This is a genomic window from Chroococcidiopsis cubana SAG 39.79, assembly GCF_003991895.1.
GTDB classification, from domain to species: Bacteria; Cyanobacteriota; Cyanobacteriia; order Cyanobacteriales; family Chroococcidiopsidaceae; genus Chroococcidiopsis; species Chroococcidiopsis thermalis.
This window is the reverse complement of sequence record NZ_RSCK01000001.1, coordinates 101,589-118,302: the sequence shown is the minus strand read 5'-3', so window position 1 is coordinate 118,302 and position 16,714 is coordinate 101,589. Positions and strand designations below refer to the sequence as shown.

Sequence of the window (16,714 nt, the reverse complement as noted above, 5' to 3'; positions counted from 1 at the left end):
TAGCTCTAGGTAAAGGGAAATTACGCCTGTATTAACCATCAAGTGACAAGGGAAAACCCCAGCCCTGTAACTGTTGAATGCAAGAGTAAAGAGCAGCTAGCACGATTAGAGTTTCATCAGCGTCAATTGTGTTGATGCGCTGCATTAGCTGCCAGCAAAGGATCTATTTATCAAGTTTTTAACCTATATTTTTTAAAAAATACTAGTTTCCTTGCCAATTAAGCGATCGCCATGTCAAGTTGAGAATTCATCTATATTTTTACTAGCAGAGTCAGATACTATGAGGGAGCGAATTGTCTTAAATTTGCCCTTGAATACTAACTGAACTGGATTGGAATAGGGCGGCATTAATTTGTAAGACACCAAACAATTTATTAACCGAAAACATCTTTAGCTAGCAATATTTGCCATAGCAACTGCTGGCAAACAAAGATGACGATAGAACTCTTTTTGTTACGTTCTTACTAAGAACTAGGAACAAAAGATGTAGCCCCTAGCTCTTAATACTTAAGCTGTTGTCATTTAGCAGGGGAAAAATTTCATATGGTTAGCCGCTTTTCAGGAATCGCGATCGCTTTTGTTATGACCAGCTTTACTATGGTGGGTACGGTTCTCGTTGTCCCTACTCAAGCCTCAGCACAGCAGGTTGTAACTTGTGAAAGTAACAATCGCGAGCGCAATACTTGCCGAATCAATACCAGAGGAGATGTGAGACTCATCAGGCGATTATCTAATGCTAGTTGTGACGGAAATTGGGGCTACAACAGGAATCGGATTTGGGTGAGGAATGGTTGCCGAGCTAGGTTCTTAGTAGATAATCGTAGAGATCGAAGATACAACAGACGCGATCGCAATGACAGATATGACTGGGACGGTAGATATGACAGACGTAACAGGGATGACAGATACGACAGACGTAACAGGGATGGTAGATACCGCTAGTTCCTTAGCTATTGCTTTACCAACCAATAGGAGTGGGAGCAATCGGTGCGATATTAGAATCGTAACCGCCTACCTGATTGGTACGCAGCACCCATACTGATGCTCCTTGCTCGATAAACAGCTTGGTAACAGTTTCACTAGCAAGACGAGGTAGCATCGTGCGCCAACTACCTAGCCCGATTAGAAGCCCGCTCAAAGCATCCTCTTCTGGACTAATACCTAGAGTATTCTCGTTGTTGTGCCAATCGGCACGGGCAGTTCCAAATGGCAGTAGTTTACGCCTAATGTATTTCCCTAACTTCATCAATCGATCGAAACGTTGCGCTTGCTCTGGATTCTGCGCCAGCCAGTCTTGCATCTCAGAATCAAAGGTAACGGCGATCGAGATCTTTTTGAGTGCGGCATAGAGTGCTTGGTTAGAATCTTGGGAGCAGCTATGAGCAGGTCCAACATAAGTTCCTCCAGTACCGTCCCCAATTCGGTAACGTGCCATCATCACCTCTAACTGCTCGATCGAGATATCTAAAGCAGACCGCTTCATCTCCTGAAATTCATACTCTTTGGTAAAGGCATCTAATTTAATGAGGATGTCTGCAACCGGACGAGTACCCAGCCAACCAAAAGAGCGATCGCCCATGTAACGATTCCAAGCCAACGTCCCTGCAATCAGCCCATCAGTGTTGTGGGTGTAAACCTGGCAGTATTTGATGTCAAACTGTAACTCGTCAGCCAGTGGTTCCCGCACCACTTGCGCTACCCCATAAGCAAAATGACCGAAGAATATCGGCGTTTGGGCAGCTTTTTCTCGCTGGGAACCGCCAATCCCACCGTAGACATGCACGAGTAAGGCGCGATCGCCTTCTTGCCATTGGGCGATCGCCTGCTCATTTTTTCCCTCTTGAGGAAACAACAGCACCGAGCTAGTTTTACTTTTTTGTGCCACCGCATTTCGCCATGTTTCTTTCTGGATATAGTTCAGTGCTGCGTTTTTACCAAAAACTACCCGATCGGGCTGTAGGCGCAAGAGGGCGCGGGGGGCTAGAGACTGCACCACAAACATTCCAGCGCTATCTTTTGCTCCATAGATGTACCAGCCGCTTGAATTAAGTGGAGATTTTTCGATGTCTCGACTGGTAGAAGGAAAAATACCTTCTCGATCTGCCATTACCTGGGGCAGACAAACGATCTCCTCAACTCCATCAAAGCAGCCAGAAGTACGATTAAAGTGAACTACGCGAAAGCGATCGCTATTCTCTAGAGGCGACAAAAATTTCACCAATCCATAAAAGCGTCCGGTAATTTGCACTGGTTCGCGCCAGATAATTATAGTTGGGCGATCGTCTCCTGCATTTGTACGTACCTCCACGCGATCGCGCAGCATCACGATAACATCGTCATGCGGTCGCGCTCCAGCTAATGACTCTAACGGATCGACTTGTTGCCAGCGATCGAGACGATTCGGATGAATAATTCCCTGACGAAGACTGTAGCGAGCCTCATCGCTGAAGTGAAGGTCTTTGGTAACGGTTCGGACATACGCTTGTACTTTTGGATCGTCACTCCAGCGCAGATTTACGATCTGACCTACCAAATGTTGATGAGCGGGATCGGTATGATGAACTTCAAACAAAACTCCTTTAACAAAGCGACGCTGCTCGAAAGCAGGCAGAATTAAACGTCCCATCCAGCAGGCAACTGGGCGATACAGTTGAGGATCGACCGAGCGATCTAAGGGGTAGTAACTGGGTTGATTAAACGCTGCTTGCTGATAAAGCTCGTAGTTGCTGGTTTTATTGCGGCTGGTTGTCTGAGCTAGCGGTGACTTTCCTTGAAGAATTCCCGCCACTAGATCCACTGTTTGCTGTAAATAGCTGCGATCGTCTGGCAGAAATTTATTTGGGTCGAGCGGTCCCCCAGCACCGTTATGACCAACTGGACCGAGAGAAGTCATACTGATTTTTCCCCGCCGCTTCGCCCGATTCCAATAGGATAAAAAGAACAGTTGCCAACGCTTGGGAAAGAAGATCGGACCTGCGCGTTCGACCAGATCTTGGTCACCAACTAAATGGTGCAGGTGTTCCAGTTTCAAAACATTGTTATTACCGCTGATGACCCCTGCGATGGAAATGACATCAATCGGTGCAGCCAACGCCTGTTTGAGATAGGTTACCGCTCCCATTGCTATTTGTCCACCACCGCTATAACCGATCAGCGTAATTGGTATCTTGCTACCAGGCTCGTAACCGTGACCGAGCAGACTATTATAGATGACTTGGGCTGTCCCTTGGTTGTAGATCGGACCGTAGCGCCCGTCGGCAGAAACAGCAACAACGGTGAGGTTGCGAAGTAAAATCGCCACTAGCAGCAAAGCACCAATGATGCCCCCAGATTTAGATGCTTGCAGGCGATCGGCTAAGCGCCAAAGAAATGAAAGCATCCGCCCTTGCGTCAAGGGGCGGTTGATAACAGAATACGGCATCAAGCCTTTGATAATTAAGATGTCGTCTGGTAAGACAGCCGCCAATTCATTGAGAAATACATCTACCTCTGGGAGGTACTGAAAATTTGTCTGAGCAATGCCATCCAGGTAGACTGCATAGCGGACGATCTTTGTTTTAGTCGGAATCGGTTCTACTAATGTCCCTGGCGCAACAGTGGTATCCAGGCGATCGCCGTACCAACCAGCCCACCAGCCTAGTGCTTCCAAAGGAGACAGCAAGCCTGCAAAGATAAAAGCGACGAACCCAATCCCTACTAGATCGATCGCCAATTGCCACATCGTACCTAAAGCTTTATATGCCCTCAACAACAACGTGCTTGAAGCAGAGGAGAAAAAGGCAACACCCAGTAGGACAATTAACCCAATTCCCACTAAGTCTTCATGAACTGCGTTCACCACCAAGAATGAAAATGTGGTACATTGCCTCGTAAGGCTGACTGAGAGGTTGCGCTTATCTGGTGCCAAGAGCCTGCCACTAAGTCTAACCCGGATACCTACAGGCACCGCCAACTGTCGCTCCGATTAAGGAAGCACGCGAGTCAGACTCTGACACACGAGGTATCCCTATCAGCCTTGACGGTTAGTAGTAGGGAGAACACAAACAATGCAAGTCGTTCACCCCCATTGTGCCGGATTAGATGTGCATAAGAAAACAGTGGTAGCTTGTGCGATTACACCTAATCACAAAGGAGGCTGGCACAAAGAAGTTGAAACCTTTAGTACCATGACTTGTGACTTACTGCGGTTATCGGACTGGTTAACGCAGCGTAGTTGTAGTCATGTAGCAATGGAGAGCACAGGTGAGTATTGGCGACCTGTGTTTAACATTTTGGAAGCAAACTTCGAGGTGATACTGGTCAATGCTGCTCACATCAAGAATGTACCAGGGCGCAAAACAGATATCAAGGATGCACAGTGGATTGCTGAGCTGCTACAGCATGGACTTGTGCGTGCCAGTTTTATTCCCTCAGTAGAGCAGCGAGACTTGCGAGATTTAGTGCGTCATCGTGCCAACTTTATTCGTGAGCGAGTCAATTTGGGAAACCGATTGCAGAAGGTATTGGAGGCAGCCAACATCAAGCTTGGTTGTGTGGCTTCCGATGTCATGGGTACATCAGGACGTGCAATGCTCAAGGCAATCGTGGGCGGAGAAGCGAACCCAGAGGTGATGGCAGAGCTTGCTATTGGGCGGCTACGAAATAAGCAAGAACAGTTAAAGCAAGCTCTAGAAGGACGAGTGCGCTCGCATCATCGCTTCATTCTGGCAGAACTGCTATGTCACATTGATGGTATTGATGAGACGATTGAGCGCTTTAATCAAGAGATTGAAGCATTCTGTCGCCCGTTTGAGGCGGCGGTACAACTACTAGATACCATTCCTGGAGTGGCAAGGCAGACTGCTGAAATCATTGTCTCAGAAATCGGCATTGACATGAATCGCTTCCCCACTGCCAATCATCTAGCTGCTTGGGCAGGACTTGCTCCAGGGAATTATGAGAGTGCGGGAAAGCGGCTTTCTAGTAAAACGCGGCGCGGCAACCGAGTGCTGCGCGCAGCATTGGTACAAGCAGCTCATGCTTTGACCCAGACCAAAACCTACCTTGCAGCCCAGTTTCGACGTTTAACCCCACGACGTGGCAGGAAACGAGCAGCAGTGGCAGTTGCTCATTCCATTCTGGTGATTGCCTACCATTTGATCGAACGCAATGAGCCTTATCGAGATTTGGGAGCGAATTACTTTGACCAGCAGCGTCCAGAGGCAGCAACCAAATCTTTGGTGAAGCGATTGGAAAGACTGGGCTACCAAGTCTCACTTCAACCCCAAGCAACTGTAACAGCAGGTTAACTGTGGGGTGTATTTTCGAGTCAGATAACGATCTTCTGCCTTCGTTTACTCATGCTCATTCTCCTTTAGCGCCGCGACTGCCGATTGGTGGAATTGTTCTCACAGACTTGCTGCCACCGAGTTTCCACAATTTGCTCTAACTTTTTGAGATCGGTGACTAACTTGACTCCTGCCCCTATATTTGCTAGCCAACGACCGACAGCTGCCACTGGACGACCGATAGTACGCTGTAACACCTGAAACACGACCCAGCCTAATGCACTACACCAAAATGCTTGCCAAAAGCCGATTCCTAACGCTACTGGCAAACCAGTCAGAAACGCGCTGAAGCTCCAGACTGAGAGCAAGACGGAGATTGGTACGCCTAAATAGGGCAAGGCAACAAAAAAGCTCAGCATCAGAGGTGCATAGGCTAGTCCTAGAGTTCGCGCTACTGCTAAATAAGAAGCATTCTCCCAAAACAAAAGATGACTTGCTATCCAGGTGCTAAGCGTCCAGAAGATGAAGCTAAACGCAAATAAAATTGATGCAATTAGCAAGCTGAGAACGAAGCGAAATGGCTTAACTCGGTTGATGAATAAGACAATAGCCTGACCGATCGCTTGGGAAAAGCCAGCCAGTATGACGATGTATAGAGCTGTTCTCGTACCCCAAGGAAGCGTTTGAATCAGTTCAAATGCCCCAGGATTGAAGGTAATTGTCCCTAATATCAGCTCCCAAAATCGCTCGAATGCCGTTTCAGCCATGTTGACTCAAGTTGATAATTTGACGCAGTTATATACTTAGGAAAACAAATTCTTTTTTAAATGCACAATTGATAATATTGCCTATAAATCAGGCATGTAATAGAAGCAACTGAAATAACGCTACCCCTTGCTGCCACTGTTGCCAAAATGAAGCGATCGCGCTTAACGATGCTCGATCCCAAGGTATAAACGTTAACAGTTTTCAAATAAAAATGGCAACGAGCGTACCCAAAACAGGTAAATTAATTCCAAGCGCGTCTGGAGTTGTATCCGTAAATTGTCAAGTCTATGCGTTTGACAAGAGTTCCCAGATTGCTTCAAGGAAAGCTCCGAGGATGCTTACTAACGTTGTTTTGCGAAGATTACTTCCTAGTAAATATGATGTAAAGCTCTAGTAATTGCACTAGCAGCTAAACTCAAAATCGATCTAGCAACAATATTCATCGCTCTAACTGTTTTTATAAATTTTATTAATAGTATATTGTATTAATTAAAACATTTATTTTGCTCCTCCATACGGAGGAAAAATGAGAGCCTCAAGAAGTATGTGCTTGATGGTAATGGTTTGCCAGATTAATTTTGCTAGGAAGAGAGATTGAGGGCAGACTGGCTCTAAAGTATAATTCACATCTGATGCTTAAACGATCGCGATTCTAAAGAGCCAACACCAGTTGTAGCTGAGGCGGATGATTCTTAACATCATCTGGCAGTGGAGCGGGACAATCCTGCACGGCTCTCGCAATAGCGCGAATAGGTGCAGCATTAACTACGCTCACGCTTCGCTAACGCACTGCTCCCCTGGCTGCGGTTTCCACTCACAATCCGTCCGCAATTGCCAAGCTAACTCTCCGATGACATCCTCCAGCCGTTGCTTATGGTTGGAGCTAGCATCGAAACTGATTTTCTCCCCCGTTCGTAGATAAATCAAACTCAACTTCCGCAAGCTTTGACGATACCTCTGCTCTAGAGCCAAGTAATAAAGACCGATTTGCAAGTCGATTTCATCTTCTGAGGGTGGCTTGACTTCCTTGGTGGATTTGTAGTCAATCAGCTCTAATCCGTCGCCCAGGTAGTCGAGGCGGTCGTAACGTCCCGCGATTGCAAACTCAAGATTCGCCACCTGTAAGCTTGCCTGAATTTTCCCCTCTACCGCTAGAGGTTGATGAATTGCAACTTCAGAGGCAATGAAATTTTGGTAGTAGGTGTGGAGCATCTGCTTGCCTTCCTCCACTTGGGTAGGACTGAGATTGTTGCAATGCTGCTCCCAATGCTGCCGAGCCAAAGAACGCATTGTTTTTCAGTCCTAACTCGTACCTGAACTGATATGCCTGCGGACAGCGATGGTAGGTTTGCAACTTGGTGGCTGAAATTTGGTAAGCCATAAGCTGGAGGTATGAAAAGCAGCTTTTGGGTCATCTTACATTGTTTTCTGCTGCCATTGAAATTATCAGACAGCAAAACCCAAGGCTAAAGGGTTAAGCAGTGCCGAGTTTTGGAGATATTTTAGCAGTAGCGATCGTGGTGAGCGATCGCCATCATCAGCAGATGAAGGTCGAGCGGCGATCGATTACCAGGTTTGATTAATTAATGTTTAGTGTCAGTCATCTGACTTAAGGCGCGGTATAAAGAACGCAGCAGAATAAATAGTTATGTTGGGTTAACACGTAATTGCAGGAGAGCAGAAGATGTCTAATTCAAGTATTGCAAAAGGTAGCTGTTTATGCGGAGCGGTAAGCCTTTCTACAACCAGCATCGATCGTCATATAGCAGCGTGTCATTGTAGTATGTGTCGTAAATGGGGTGGAGGAGCTTTGTTAGCAGTTGAGTGTGGCAGCGATGTCAGCTTTAAGGGTGAAGAAAATATCGGAATTTATCAATCTTCAGAATGGGCGGAACGTGGGTTTTGTAAACAGTGCGGTAGCCATTTATTTTACAGATTGAAACAGAATAACCAATACTATCTACCAGCTGGAATTTTTGATAATGATGAAGGACTTATGTTCGAGCATCAGGTTTTTATCGACGAAAAACCAGCTTATTACTCCTTTGCCAATGAAACTAAGAACATGACAGGGGCAGAGTTATTTGCACAGTTTGCACCTCCATCGTCCCAGTCATAACTTTGGTTCAAAAAGCTGCAATGAATCTACGCTATCTCTCGTGAGTAGTTAATTACAAGTTTTCGATCGTTGTTTTGAAGTGTCAGTTATTTAACTGGGTCGGTATTGCACCGATATGGCTGTAAAAACCTGCAAGATGACTTGGAAAGGCTGATGTTTCATTGCCACTGGATCTTTTCTACCACCAGTACAGCAAATTATTAAATCTATGGACGGTAAGGCTTGACAAACCATCTTGCCGAAAAAAATACGGCTGTAGGCTCAATGTCACAAAGCCTCATGGCGCTCTTCCAAAACAAGAAACAAATCGTTCGCTGCCAAGTCCACTAATCAGTAGGCGTTCTTTGCGATCGCTCAACAATTGCTGCGTCCAATCTGTGAAGCCACCATCTACCAGAAAATACTCAGTCCCAGCGCCATCTCGAGCATAAATCCCAAATCTCACGCCAGTGTAATACCCACGTTCTTGCTGTTGCACTGGCGTGTAACTCCACTCAACTGCGGCATATTTTTGAGCAAGTTTATCCAATACTTCAGCTTTCAAGACTTCATGCCGGATGTCATCAAAAACTGTTAGTTGAATTCGGATTGCTTTCAACCCAAAGCCCGATTGTCGAACAAATTGCAACAGGCGCAGGTAGAATTCTAGATGTTCGGTCAGTGCTGCGATTTCAAAACGGTAAGAGCCGCGATCTCTTCCTGCTGTAACCAAACTAAAGATCCGAAAATGTGGAAATGTGCCTGGTCGATTCGGTGCTTGGGGACGCAACAATCGATGACTGGCACAAAGCTTTGTGTCTGCTTCTTTTCGGTGTTCTCTGGCTCGTCGCCGTCGCGCACACTCTAACGCCAGCACGTTCGTGGAATCCGAGCAGACCTCACTATTACGAATCGTGGTGACGGTTTGGTTTTGATCGAGGGGAGCGACGATCGAGTTTGTACCAAGCGGACATACGGGAGACAGTTCCAGCACCTCAAACGAGGGTGGCAACACTGAGTAAGCTATGCGGTCGAATTCTAGCAGTTGTTTGGGGCTAGTGGCAGCTGGCTGCACCAAGCGATTTCGTTCGTATTGCTGTAGTAAATGTTGAGGCATTAAGCATTGCGATCGCACTCGGTAGACTCCCAGCAATAGAGATTGTAAATCTGACTGACTTAAGCGTTGGGTGAGGACTTCTAACAAGTCGGGGACTTGCGCCTGGCTTAGGATGCGTTTGATGAGTTTCTCATTCATCATCTCTATCTACCGCGCTGTTTACTCTTGAGTAGATTCGTCCATTCTAGATTTGTGTGACGCAAATTGGCATTGGGTTTGTTAAGCGTTATGACGCTCGTTCTCGATCGATGCTTGCAGAGGATTCAGAAATTCCCTCAGTTCATCCCATTGCGACTCCAGTGCTTGGCGGGCAGATGTTTTAGCGACGATTTCCAATCTAATTCCGTCTGGGTCTTCAAAGAATATGGCGTAGTACTGGGGGTGATATTCGGGATATCGTTTACGTATGCGCGGCGAGCATTGCTGACTATGAGGGCTGCACTTCGCGCAGCCGATACTCTAAAAATCGGCGTTCGCTGTCATTGGTGACCAGTGTTAGCGCCCGCGTGTAGCTGTGGGCAGCTGACTCTAAGGCTCCCACACGTCGCAGCAGATCGGCACGGGTGGCGTGGAACAGGTGATAGTCGTCGAGTTGGGTGGCAAGCGCATCGACCAGTCCGAGCGCCGCTGAAGCTCCATCTACCATTGCGATTGCCACTGCCCGATTCAGCGACACGATTGGTGAAGGCTGCAATCGTTGGAGTAGGTCGTAGAGTCGCACGATCTGCGCCCAGTCTGTTTCTTCGGCTCGTGCCGCTTGACAGTGGAGTGCCGCGATCGCCGCTTGCAACGCAAAAACACCCGTGCCGCCGCGCAATGCCTCTTCCACCAGTGGCAACGCCTGGGCAATCTGTTGCTGGTTCCAGCGTTGACGGTTCTGATCTTCGAGCAGCACCAGATCGCCTGCCTCGTCCAACCGAGCATCGCGCCGCGAGTCGTGCAGCAACATCAGCGCCACCAGTGCCGTGACTTCTGAGGGTGGTTGCGGTGACATTAACTTCCGCACCAGTTGCCCTAACCGAATTGCTTCCGCGCACAGGTCAGCCCTTACCATTACCTCGCCTTTGGTTGCCGCATAGCCTTCATTAAAAATCAGATAAATCGTCGTCAGCACCGCATCTACCCTTGGGGATAGATCGCCGATGTCTGGCACTTTGTAGGGAATCCCTGCATCTCGAATCTTGCGCTTGGCACGCACGAGCCGTTGTGCCATCGTTGCTGTGGGTACGAGAAACGCGCGGGCAATTTCGTCTGTTTCCAGTCCACCCAACATTCGCAGCGTCAGAGCCACTTGAGCTTCGATCGCCAGTGCTGGGTGGCAGCAGGTGAAGATCAGTCTTAGTCGATCGTCTGGAATTTCTTCACTGTCGTAGGTCGGTTCCTCACTGGTGGGAATTAACCCAGAGGCGGCGTACCATTCCAGTTTTTCCGTCAGCCGCGTCCGGCGGCGGAGGCGATCGATCGCTTTATATCGAGCGGTTCGGATAATCCAGGCACGAGGGAGATCGGGAACGCCGCTGGAGTGCCACTGATTCACGGCAGCCGCAAAAGCCTCTTGCGCTGCTTCTTCAGCTATGTCGAAATCACCAACCAGCCGGATCAACGTAGCGACGATTCGCCCCCACTCCGCCCGATAAACGGAGGCGATCGCTTGAGTTACATCTGCTGACTTTGCGTTTGGAGTCATATCCGATCCAAAAAATTTTTGCGCTAGGTGTCGATTTGAGCGATCGCCGTTCGACTAACCGATCAAGGGAAAAACGCAGGCAGATCGCGATTCGGATCTGATGATAAAAAATTTTTGCGCTAGGTGTCGATTTGAGCTAGTACCGTTCGACTGAATTAATAGAAGAACAATTCGTTGAGTTCAACATTCCGTACAGGGTGAATTGCGAAAAAGAAGCCCTAAATCCTAGTTGGACAGCACAGCACACAATGGAGCAAACGAAAGGAGCTGCTGAATGACCGATCTGATTCTCACCACGTTCGATTGGGTTCCCGAAACGCCACGAGGCTATGTGCGTGACATCCGTGTGCGTTGGGCACTGGAAGAGGCTGGGTTACCCTATCGCGTCAATAGCGTGCCATTCCGCGATCGCGGGACCGAGCATTTTTCGCACCAACCCTTCGGCCAAGTGCCGTGGTTGACTGATGGAGACATCTCTATCTTCGAGAGTGGTGCAATCCTGCTTCATCTTGGTAATCGTAGTGAAGTCCTGATGCCCGCCGATCCGAGTGGTCGCAGCGAAGTTATACAATGGCTGTTTGCGGCGCTTGCTTCGGTCGAGGCGGCCAGCCAGCCTTGGTCTTTCTTCAAGTTTTCCGGTGACGCCGACGAAACGCCGATGCGGAAGTTTTTTGACGACTTCCTGATGAAGTCGCGGTTGCCGCATATGGAGACGGTGTTGGCAGGACGCGAATGGTTGGCTGGAACCTTTTCCGTCGCCGACATTCTCATGGCAGATGTGCTGCGCCTTGTCGATCGGTTCGACGGGCTGGCGGCATATCCCACCTGTCGTGACTATGTTGCGCGCGCCACGGCACGCCCGTCGTTTGTGAAGGCATACGCAGACCAGATGGCGCATTTTGCAGCAGCTGAGCAAGAGCAGTTGAATCAGTCCGGTTTAACTGATTCACCAAGGTCAACCAAGGAGTTTAGTCTATGAAATATATGCTGCTGATTTACCTGGAAGAAAATGCTCTCAGTGAGGCTGAGCGAGAGCAATGCTATGCAGACTCCGCTCAACTCGCCCAGCAATTGCATTCCAAGGGACAGTATCTTGCAACCGCTCCGTTGCACCCTGTCGCCACAGCAACGAGCGTCCGAATGCGTGAGGGCAAGTCATTCGTGACCGATGGACCGTTTGCGGAAACCCGTGAGCAATTGGGCGGATTTTTCTTGATCGATGCTTCGGATCTGGATGAAGCGATCGCGATCGCTACCCAAATTCCAGCCGCCAAAGTCGGCACTGTCGAAATCCGCCCAGTAATCGAAGTTGCTAACTTGCCAGAGTGATGTCCTAAACGTTACCTAAGTAAAAACCAAAGGAGCACAGTATGAAATTTAATCCTTACCTCATGTTCAATAGCAACTGTGAGGCAGCGTTCAAATTCTATCAGCAATGTTTCGGCGGCAAGATTACCATGATGATGACTCACGGGGAGGCACCCTCGGCAGAGCATGTCTCCCCTGAATGGCATGACAAAATCATGCACGCTTGCCTCGAAGTCGGCGATCGCTTTTTGATGGGGTCTGATAGTCCGTCTGGGTATTTTGAAACACCCCAAGGCTTCTACGTGCAAATTAGCGTTGCCGAACCAGCCGAGGCAGAACGTATTTTTTCCGCTCTGGCAGAAAATGGCAAGGTGAAGATGCCGCTGGAACAGACCTTTTGGTCTGTCCGCTTTGGTATGTTGGTCGATCGGTTCGGCACGCCGTGGATGGTTAACTGCGAGCAGACGACATAAACCTTCGCCATCTCCCTTCAGCTGACAGTGGCTAAACTCAAACGCTACATCGACGGAGACTCACAAATGAAGAAGACATACATCGGCAGCTGTCACTGCGGTGCAGTCCGCTATGAAGCAGACATCGATCTGAGCCAAGGTACCTTCAAATGCAATTGCTCGATCTGCATTAAGACGAGAACCTGGCTCGCCACAGTCAACCCAGATGCTTTTCGGCTACTTGCAGGCAAAGCTGAATTAACTGAATATCAGTTCAACACGCAGACAATTCATCATTTATTCTGCAAACACTGCGGAGTACGATCGTTTGGCTGGGGGGATACGCCAGAAGGCGGCAAGTTCTATGCCATCCATGTCGCCTGCCTCGATGACGTAGAGATTGACGAACTCGTGGGCGCGCCGATTACTTATATCGATGGGCGTAATGATAACTTTCAGTCCCCGCCAGTCGAGACGCGACACCTTTAAGCCAGTTTCAACCTGCTTCGTATCTCTTTCTTAAGCAAAGAGCTTGTCGAGCAGCAGAGCGAAGATAATAGTATTTATGTACTACCAAAGTTTTGAATTTCTATCATTTGGCGCGATCGCATTCTCTAAGAATTCATCACAAGGAGCTAAAACAATGGAGACAACAAAAACACAACAGGACTCAACCATGAATACCGCACCACAACAGGAACATCAGTGGCTGCAAAAACTCATTGGTGAGTGGACGTATGAGATTGAAGTCAAGATGGGAGCGGATCGACCTGCCGAAAAATCGACGGGAACTGAGAGCGTGCGATCGCTCGGCGGACTCTGGATTTTAGCTGAAGGACAGGGCGAGATGCCTGGCTGCGGTTGCGCTACCACTCTGATGACTCTCGGCTATGACTCGCACAAACAACGATATGTGGGCACCTGGATTGGGTCGATGATGACACATCTCTGGGTGTACGACGGTGGCGAACTGGACGAGGCTGAAACGGCGCTAACGCTCAATTCTGAGGGACCGGCAATGACTGGCGAGGGGAAGATGGCAAAGTACAGAGACGCGATCGAGTTCAAGAGCGACGATCGCCGAGTCATGACCTCGCATGTGTTGGGTGATGACGGGCAATGGCATCACTTCATGACCGTAAATTATTGGCGGAAACAATAACAGAAAGCCAAGGTTGAACCGAGACTAGCGACGGGACGATCGGAAGCATTGTACTTGTTCCCCGCTTCGTTGCTAATTTCGATCGAGTAGTGATGAGTACCTTGAGGGCGATTAGCATTGACGTATAGATTTGGACGATGCCACAAGTAGTTGCCCAGTTGATTCCGTTTGAGCAAGACCGCGATCATGCTGCCTACAATCCAGAGTATGCTCAATTGATACGTTGGCAGTCGCTAATACTGCTAGATGAGTGGCGATCCAAACGCTATACTGCTATGACAATAGCACTTATATTATCGGAGCTAACATAGCTCGTACCTTGGCGAAAACATTTGGCATTTACCTGAGCGGCGTGTACGATGCTGCGAGCGCGCACCTACTAGCTTCATAACACGATCTCTTTCTCGCTTTGGTAAACTTAACATCCAGTTTTCTACCTGGTTGTATACCAAGTCTATTAGCACTGCCTGCTGGTAACTCTAGGACATAGCTGACTGGTTTAACTGAATCGTAAATCGGGCAACTTTTCCATCGCGGACAGGGAGGAGCATTTTTGACTAAGGACGTAACCGTACCACTGCGAATGAAAATGATATCTAGTGGTACTAATACATCTTTCATCCACAGTTTGACTGGTTTGGGTTTGCTGACCACAAAAAGCATACCGCGATCTAGCGGTAGGGAGGAGCGAGACCTCAGACCAGCAGCCACTTGTTCTGGCGTTCGTGCCACTTCAAGTTCGATCTTTCGCGCTGGCATCGGCAGGTGAGCTTCGATGGGTAGTTGTTGTGCTGGGGGAGGAATCAAGGCAAAAGCAACCGGAACGACAGCAACGAGAATACCTGCGACTGGTCCAATACAGTTGAGAATTTTCAGGTAAACTTCATCGGCGCTGCACTTGCCTACCTGACGGGAGCTGTGGCTAGCAGCAGAGTTTTCTTTCATAGCGTTTAAAGATTGAGAAGCAAATCGCGATCGCGCCCTGTAGCATTCCTACGGCTACTAGCGATACTGAGAAGCAAGTGCTGAGGAATCGGTTCTACCTAAAGATCTCAACATTGCCATTAGCATAAATACTGTCGTCAATGGGAGAAGAAGGAAGTCCTTGGATATCTGCTTTGTTACGCATAGACTCTACTCTGTCTGCTTCCCTAATCGCCAAAGGATTCATCTGCTTGCGTTCGGACAGCAGTGCTTCAACTGTGAGTTCTAGTTGAGGTTGACAATTCTCATCAATTCCACCACTAGCTAGCATTTCGTAGAAAGTGGTGGCTGCTGCTCTTTCTACAATTGTCTGGATCTCTGCACCTACACATCTATTTGTGGCTTTGAGCAGTCGTCGCCACTCGGCTTCAGTAAAGGGATCGCCACCATTACGGAAGCGGCAATCGAATCGAGCAGCGTGCAGCTTGAAAATAGCGTGGCGCTCGCCGTTGTTGGGCAAGTCTACTTTGTAGATATAGTCGAATCTACCAGCACGAGTGAGTTCTGGGGGCAACCATTCCATGCGATTGACGCTGGCAATGACTACCACATCACTCGTGCGCTCTTGCATCCAAGTCAACAGTTGACCCGCCAGCCGTCTCGATAGGTCGTCGTCTCCGGCAAATCCCTTATCTAGGTCGTCAAAATAAACGACGATTTGGTTGAGGCGATCGGCAAGCTTGAGCAACTTTTGCAACTTAACTTCTGCCCGATCGCCCTCACTTCTGAAATTTCCCCAATCAACCAGGACTAGCGGTACTCCCATAATTTGAGCGCAGACTTTTGCTGCATGAGATTTACCAGTTCCTGGAGGTCCGACAAACATGATACCTTTCGGCACTCTCAAGTTATACTGTTTAGCTGCTGGCGATAGCAAAACCTTAAATTTTTGGAATGCTTCTTGCATTAGTTCTAACCCTCCAAGCTTTACTTTTGGAGGTGGCACGAACTCTATATTATAAAGTTTGTTCAATAAATCTATTTTATATTCAAGTAATTGCTTAGTTGCTTGTTTGACAATTTTTTCTCCAGCACTTGCAGTCAACTCTAAGTTGAATTCTTTGCTGAAAGATGCTAAACCACGTATTATGTCCGATGCGTACAATCCTAGTCCCGCTCTAGCAATTTCTGACCAATCTTTTTCTTCTAAACCGACTGGAAGTATTTGGCTATGCCTGAGTACGCTGACAATCTCGCTTATCTCAGGTAACTCATGAGAAATTAGGGGAATTTCTCCTACCATGTCTTTAGAAAGGCTAGCAGAGTCTCCCAGCAATATTAGCGTTTTTCTCGCTTTATTGTTATGAAGCTTTAGGTTTAACAGAGATGATTTTAGCCATTCTGACATCAATAAAAAATCTGTGTGTTTCGTTACACTTTCCGATTGCAGCCAAGGATAAATATTTTCAACAATCAATACTGCATTCTCTAACTGAGTTTTCCAAAAATAAAAAATCTCTAAATATTTTTCTTGTTTTTGCCCAGTAATACTAGGCTGATAACCATTAAAATCCTGAATAGCTAGATTTCCCTCAATGGAAATGCTAACTTTCTTAACTGTACTTTCTCCCAAGTTCCACAAATAGCAGTTTTTACCTAGTTTGTGACAAATTTGAGCAGCACTCAGGAAAAAGCGCAGCCGTTCCTGAAATGGTGATTCGCAAGCAACAAGTGGGCTATTATTGAGGATATACTCTTCAAGAGCGTGGAATACGTTTGACTGCATGTAAGGAAATGTTAGTTATTGTAAGATTATTGAAATAGTAAATTATGTGGCGCACTACAGACATCTAACAAGTTTCCGATCTTTTTGCTGCGTTTGTATCAGAAGAATGCTATAGAAAAAATCAACGTTTAATCAATAAAATAGA

The 16,714-nt window shown here is 47.7% G+C and carries 17 protein-coding genes and 1 pseudogene; 10 read left to right on the top strand and 8 right to left on the bottom strand.

The window, feature by feature from the left end:
• Positions 1 to 543: 543 nt before the first annotated feature.
• Positions 544 to 942 (top strand): DUF3011 domain-containing protein, encoded by a 399-nt coding sequence (locus DSM107010_RS00585; protein WP_106165819.1) that lies wholly within the window; start codon positions 544 to 546, stop codon positions 940 to 942.
• Positions 943 to 958: 16 nt separating this feature from the next.
• Here the strand turns inward: DSM107010_RS00585 and DSM107010_RS00580 are convergent, their stop codons facing one another.
• Positions 959 to 3,838: a hypothetical protein gene (locus DSM107010_RS00580; RefSeq protein ID WP_199755335.1), complete on the bottom strand. Its 2,880-nt coding sequence runs from the start codon at positions 3,836 to 3,838 to the stop codon at positions 959 to 961.
• A 208-nt stretch (positions 3,839 to 4,046) separates the two neighbouring features.
• On the opposite strand from DSM107010_RS00580, the gene DSM107010_RS00575 reads away from it, so the two are divergent.
• Complete coding sequence (locus DSM107010_RS00575; RefSeq protein WP_106165820.1) at positions 4,047 to 5,288, top strand: IS110 family RNA-guided transposase; 1,242 nt, start codon at positions 4,047 to 4,049, stop codon at positions 5,286 to 5,288.
• A 65-nt stretch (positions 5,289 to 5,353) separates the two neighbouring features.
• Here DSM107010_RS00575 and DSM107010_RS00570 read toward each other — a convergent pair whose 3' ends face one another.
• The 3 genes and pseudogenes from DSM107010_RS00570 to DSM107010_RS39255 all read right to left on the bottom strand — a co-directional run bounded on the left by DSM107010_RS00570 (position 5,354) and on the right by DSM107010_RS39255 (position 7,416).
• Positions 5,354 to 6,034: a hypothetical protein gene (locus DSM107010_RS00570; protein ID WP_106165821.1), complete on the bottom strand. Its 681-nt coding sequence runs from the start codon at positions 6,032 to 6,034 to the stop codon at positions 5,354 to 5,356.
• Positions 6,035 to 6,687: 653 nt separating this feature from the next.
• On the bottom strand, positions 6,688 to 6,810 hold the full coding sequence (locus tag DSM107010_RS41910) for a hypothetical protein (RefSeq protein WP_258183761.1): 123 nt from the start codon (positions 6,808 to 6,810) through the stop codon (positions 6,688 to 6,690).
• Positions 6,807 to 7,416, bottom strand: a pseudogene (locus DSM107010_RS39255) (RecB family exonuclease). The gene DSM107010_RS41910 and the pseudogene DSM107010_RS39255 overlap by 4 nt, the downstream one beginning before the upstream one ends.
• 303 nt (positions 7,417 to 7,719) lie before the next feature.
• Here DSM107010_RS39255 and DSM107010_RS00560 point away from each other — a divergent pair.
• On the top strand, positions 7,720 to 8,154 hold the full coding sequence (locus tag DSM107010_RS00560; protein WP_106165822.1) for a GFA family protein: 435 nt from the start codon (positions 7,720 to 7,722) through the stop codon (positions 8,152 to 8,154).
• 277 nt (positions 8,155 to 8,431) lie between these two features.
• On the opposite strand, the gene DSM107010_RS00555 is transcribed toward DSM107010_RS00560, so the two are convergent.
• Positions 8,432 to 9,391 carry a hypothetical protein gene (locus DSM107010_RS00555; protein ID WP_106165823.1) on the bottom strand — a complete coding sequence of 320 codons (960 nt, stop codon included), beginning with the start codon at positions 9,389 to 9,391 and terminating at the stop codon, positions 8,432 to 8,434.
• A 53-nt stretch (positions 9,392 to 9,444) separates the two neighbouring features.
• Here DSM107010_RS00555 and DSM107010_RS41905 point away from each other — a divergent pair, with 53 nt between their 5' ends.
• Positions 9,445 to 9,573, top strand: coding sequence for a hypothetical protein (locus DSM107010_RS41905; RefSeq protein ID WP_258183762.1), 129 nt, complete (start codon positions 9,445 to 9,447; stop codon positions 9,571 to 9,573).
• Between the two features lie 104 nt (positions 9,574 to 9,677).
• Here DSM107010_RS41905 and DSM107010_RS00545 read toward each other — a convergent pair whose 3' ends face one another.
• Positions 9,678 to 10,937: an RNA polymerase sigma factor gene (locus tag DSM107010_RS00545; RefSeq protein ID WP_106165824.1), complete on the bottom strand. Its 1,260-nt coding sequence runs from the start codon at positions 10,935 to 10,937 to the stop codon at positions 9,678 to 9,680.
• Positions 10,938 to 11,211: 274 nt separating this feature from the next.
• Here DSM107010_RS00545 and DSM107010_RS00540 point away from each other — a divergent pair, with 274 nt between their 5' ends.
• The 6 genes from DSM107010_RS00540 (at position 11,212) to DSM107010_RS38055 (ending at position 14,170) form a co-directional block, all read left to right on the top strand.
• Positions 11,212 to 11,916, top strand: a complete 705-nt coding sequence (locus tag DSM107010_RS00540; protein ID WP_106165825.1) for a glutathione S-transferase family protein — start codon at positions 11,212 to 11,214, stop codon at positions 11,914 to 11,916.
• A complete protein-coding gene (locus tag DSM107010_RS00535) occupies positions 11,913 to 12,266 on the top strand; it encodes a YciI family protein (protein WP_106165826.1) in 354 nt (117 codons plus the stop codon). The genes DSM107010_RS00540 and DSM107010_RS00535 overlap by 4 nt, the downstream gene beginning before the upstream one ends.
• Before the next feature lie 41 nt (positions 12,267 to 12,307).
• Positions 12,308 to 12,718, top strand: coding sequence for a VOC family protein (locus tag DSM107010_RS00530; RefSeq protein WP_106165827.1), 411 nt, complete (start codon positions 12,308 to 12,310; stop codon positions 12,716 to 12,718).
• A gap of 66 nt (positions 12,719 to 12,784) precedes the next feature.
• Positions 12,785 to 13,186 carry a GFA family protein gene (locus DSM107010_RS00525; RefSeq protein WP_106165863.1) on the top strand — a complete coding sequence of 134 codons (402 nt, stop codon included), beginning with the start codon at positions 12,785 to 12,787 and terminating at the stop codon, positions 13,184 to 13,186.
• A gap of 154 nt (positions 13,187 to 13,340) precedes the next feature.
• Positions 13,341 to 13,859, top strand: coding sequence for a DUF1579 domain-containing protein (locus DSM107010_RS00520; protein ID WP_106165864.1), 519 nt, complete (start codon positions 13,341 to 13,343; stop codon positions 13,857 to 13,859).
• Between the two features lie 137 nt (positions 13,860 to 13,996).
• Positions 13,997 to 14,170, top strand: coding sequence for a hypothetical protein (locus DSM107010_RS38055; protein ID WP_158631709.1), 174 nt, complete (start codon positions 13,997 to 13,999; stop codon positions 14,168 to 14,170).
• Between the two features lie 28 nt (positions 14,171 to 14,198).
• Here the strand turns inward: DSM107010_RS38055 and DSM107010_RS00515 are convergent, their stop codons facing one another.
• Positions 14,199 to 14,804 (bottom strand): DUF192 domain-containing protein, encoded by a 606-nt coding sequence (locus DSM107010_RS00515; RefSeq protein ID WP_106165828.1) that lies wholly within the window; start codon positions 14,802 to 14,804, stop codon positions 14,199 to 14,201.
• 94 nt (positions 14,805 to 14,898) lie between these two features.
• Complete coding sequence (locus DSM107010_RS00510; protein WP_106165829.1) at positions 14,899 to 16,569, bottom strand: ATP-binding protein; 1,671 nt, start codon at positions 16,567 to 16,569, stop codon at positions 14,899 to 14,901.
• Positions 16,570 to 16,714: the final 145 nt, after the last annotated feature.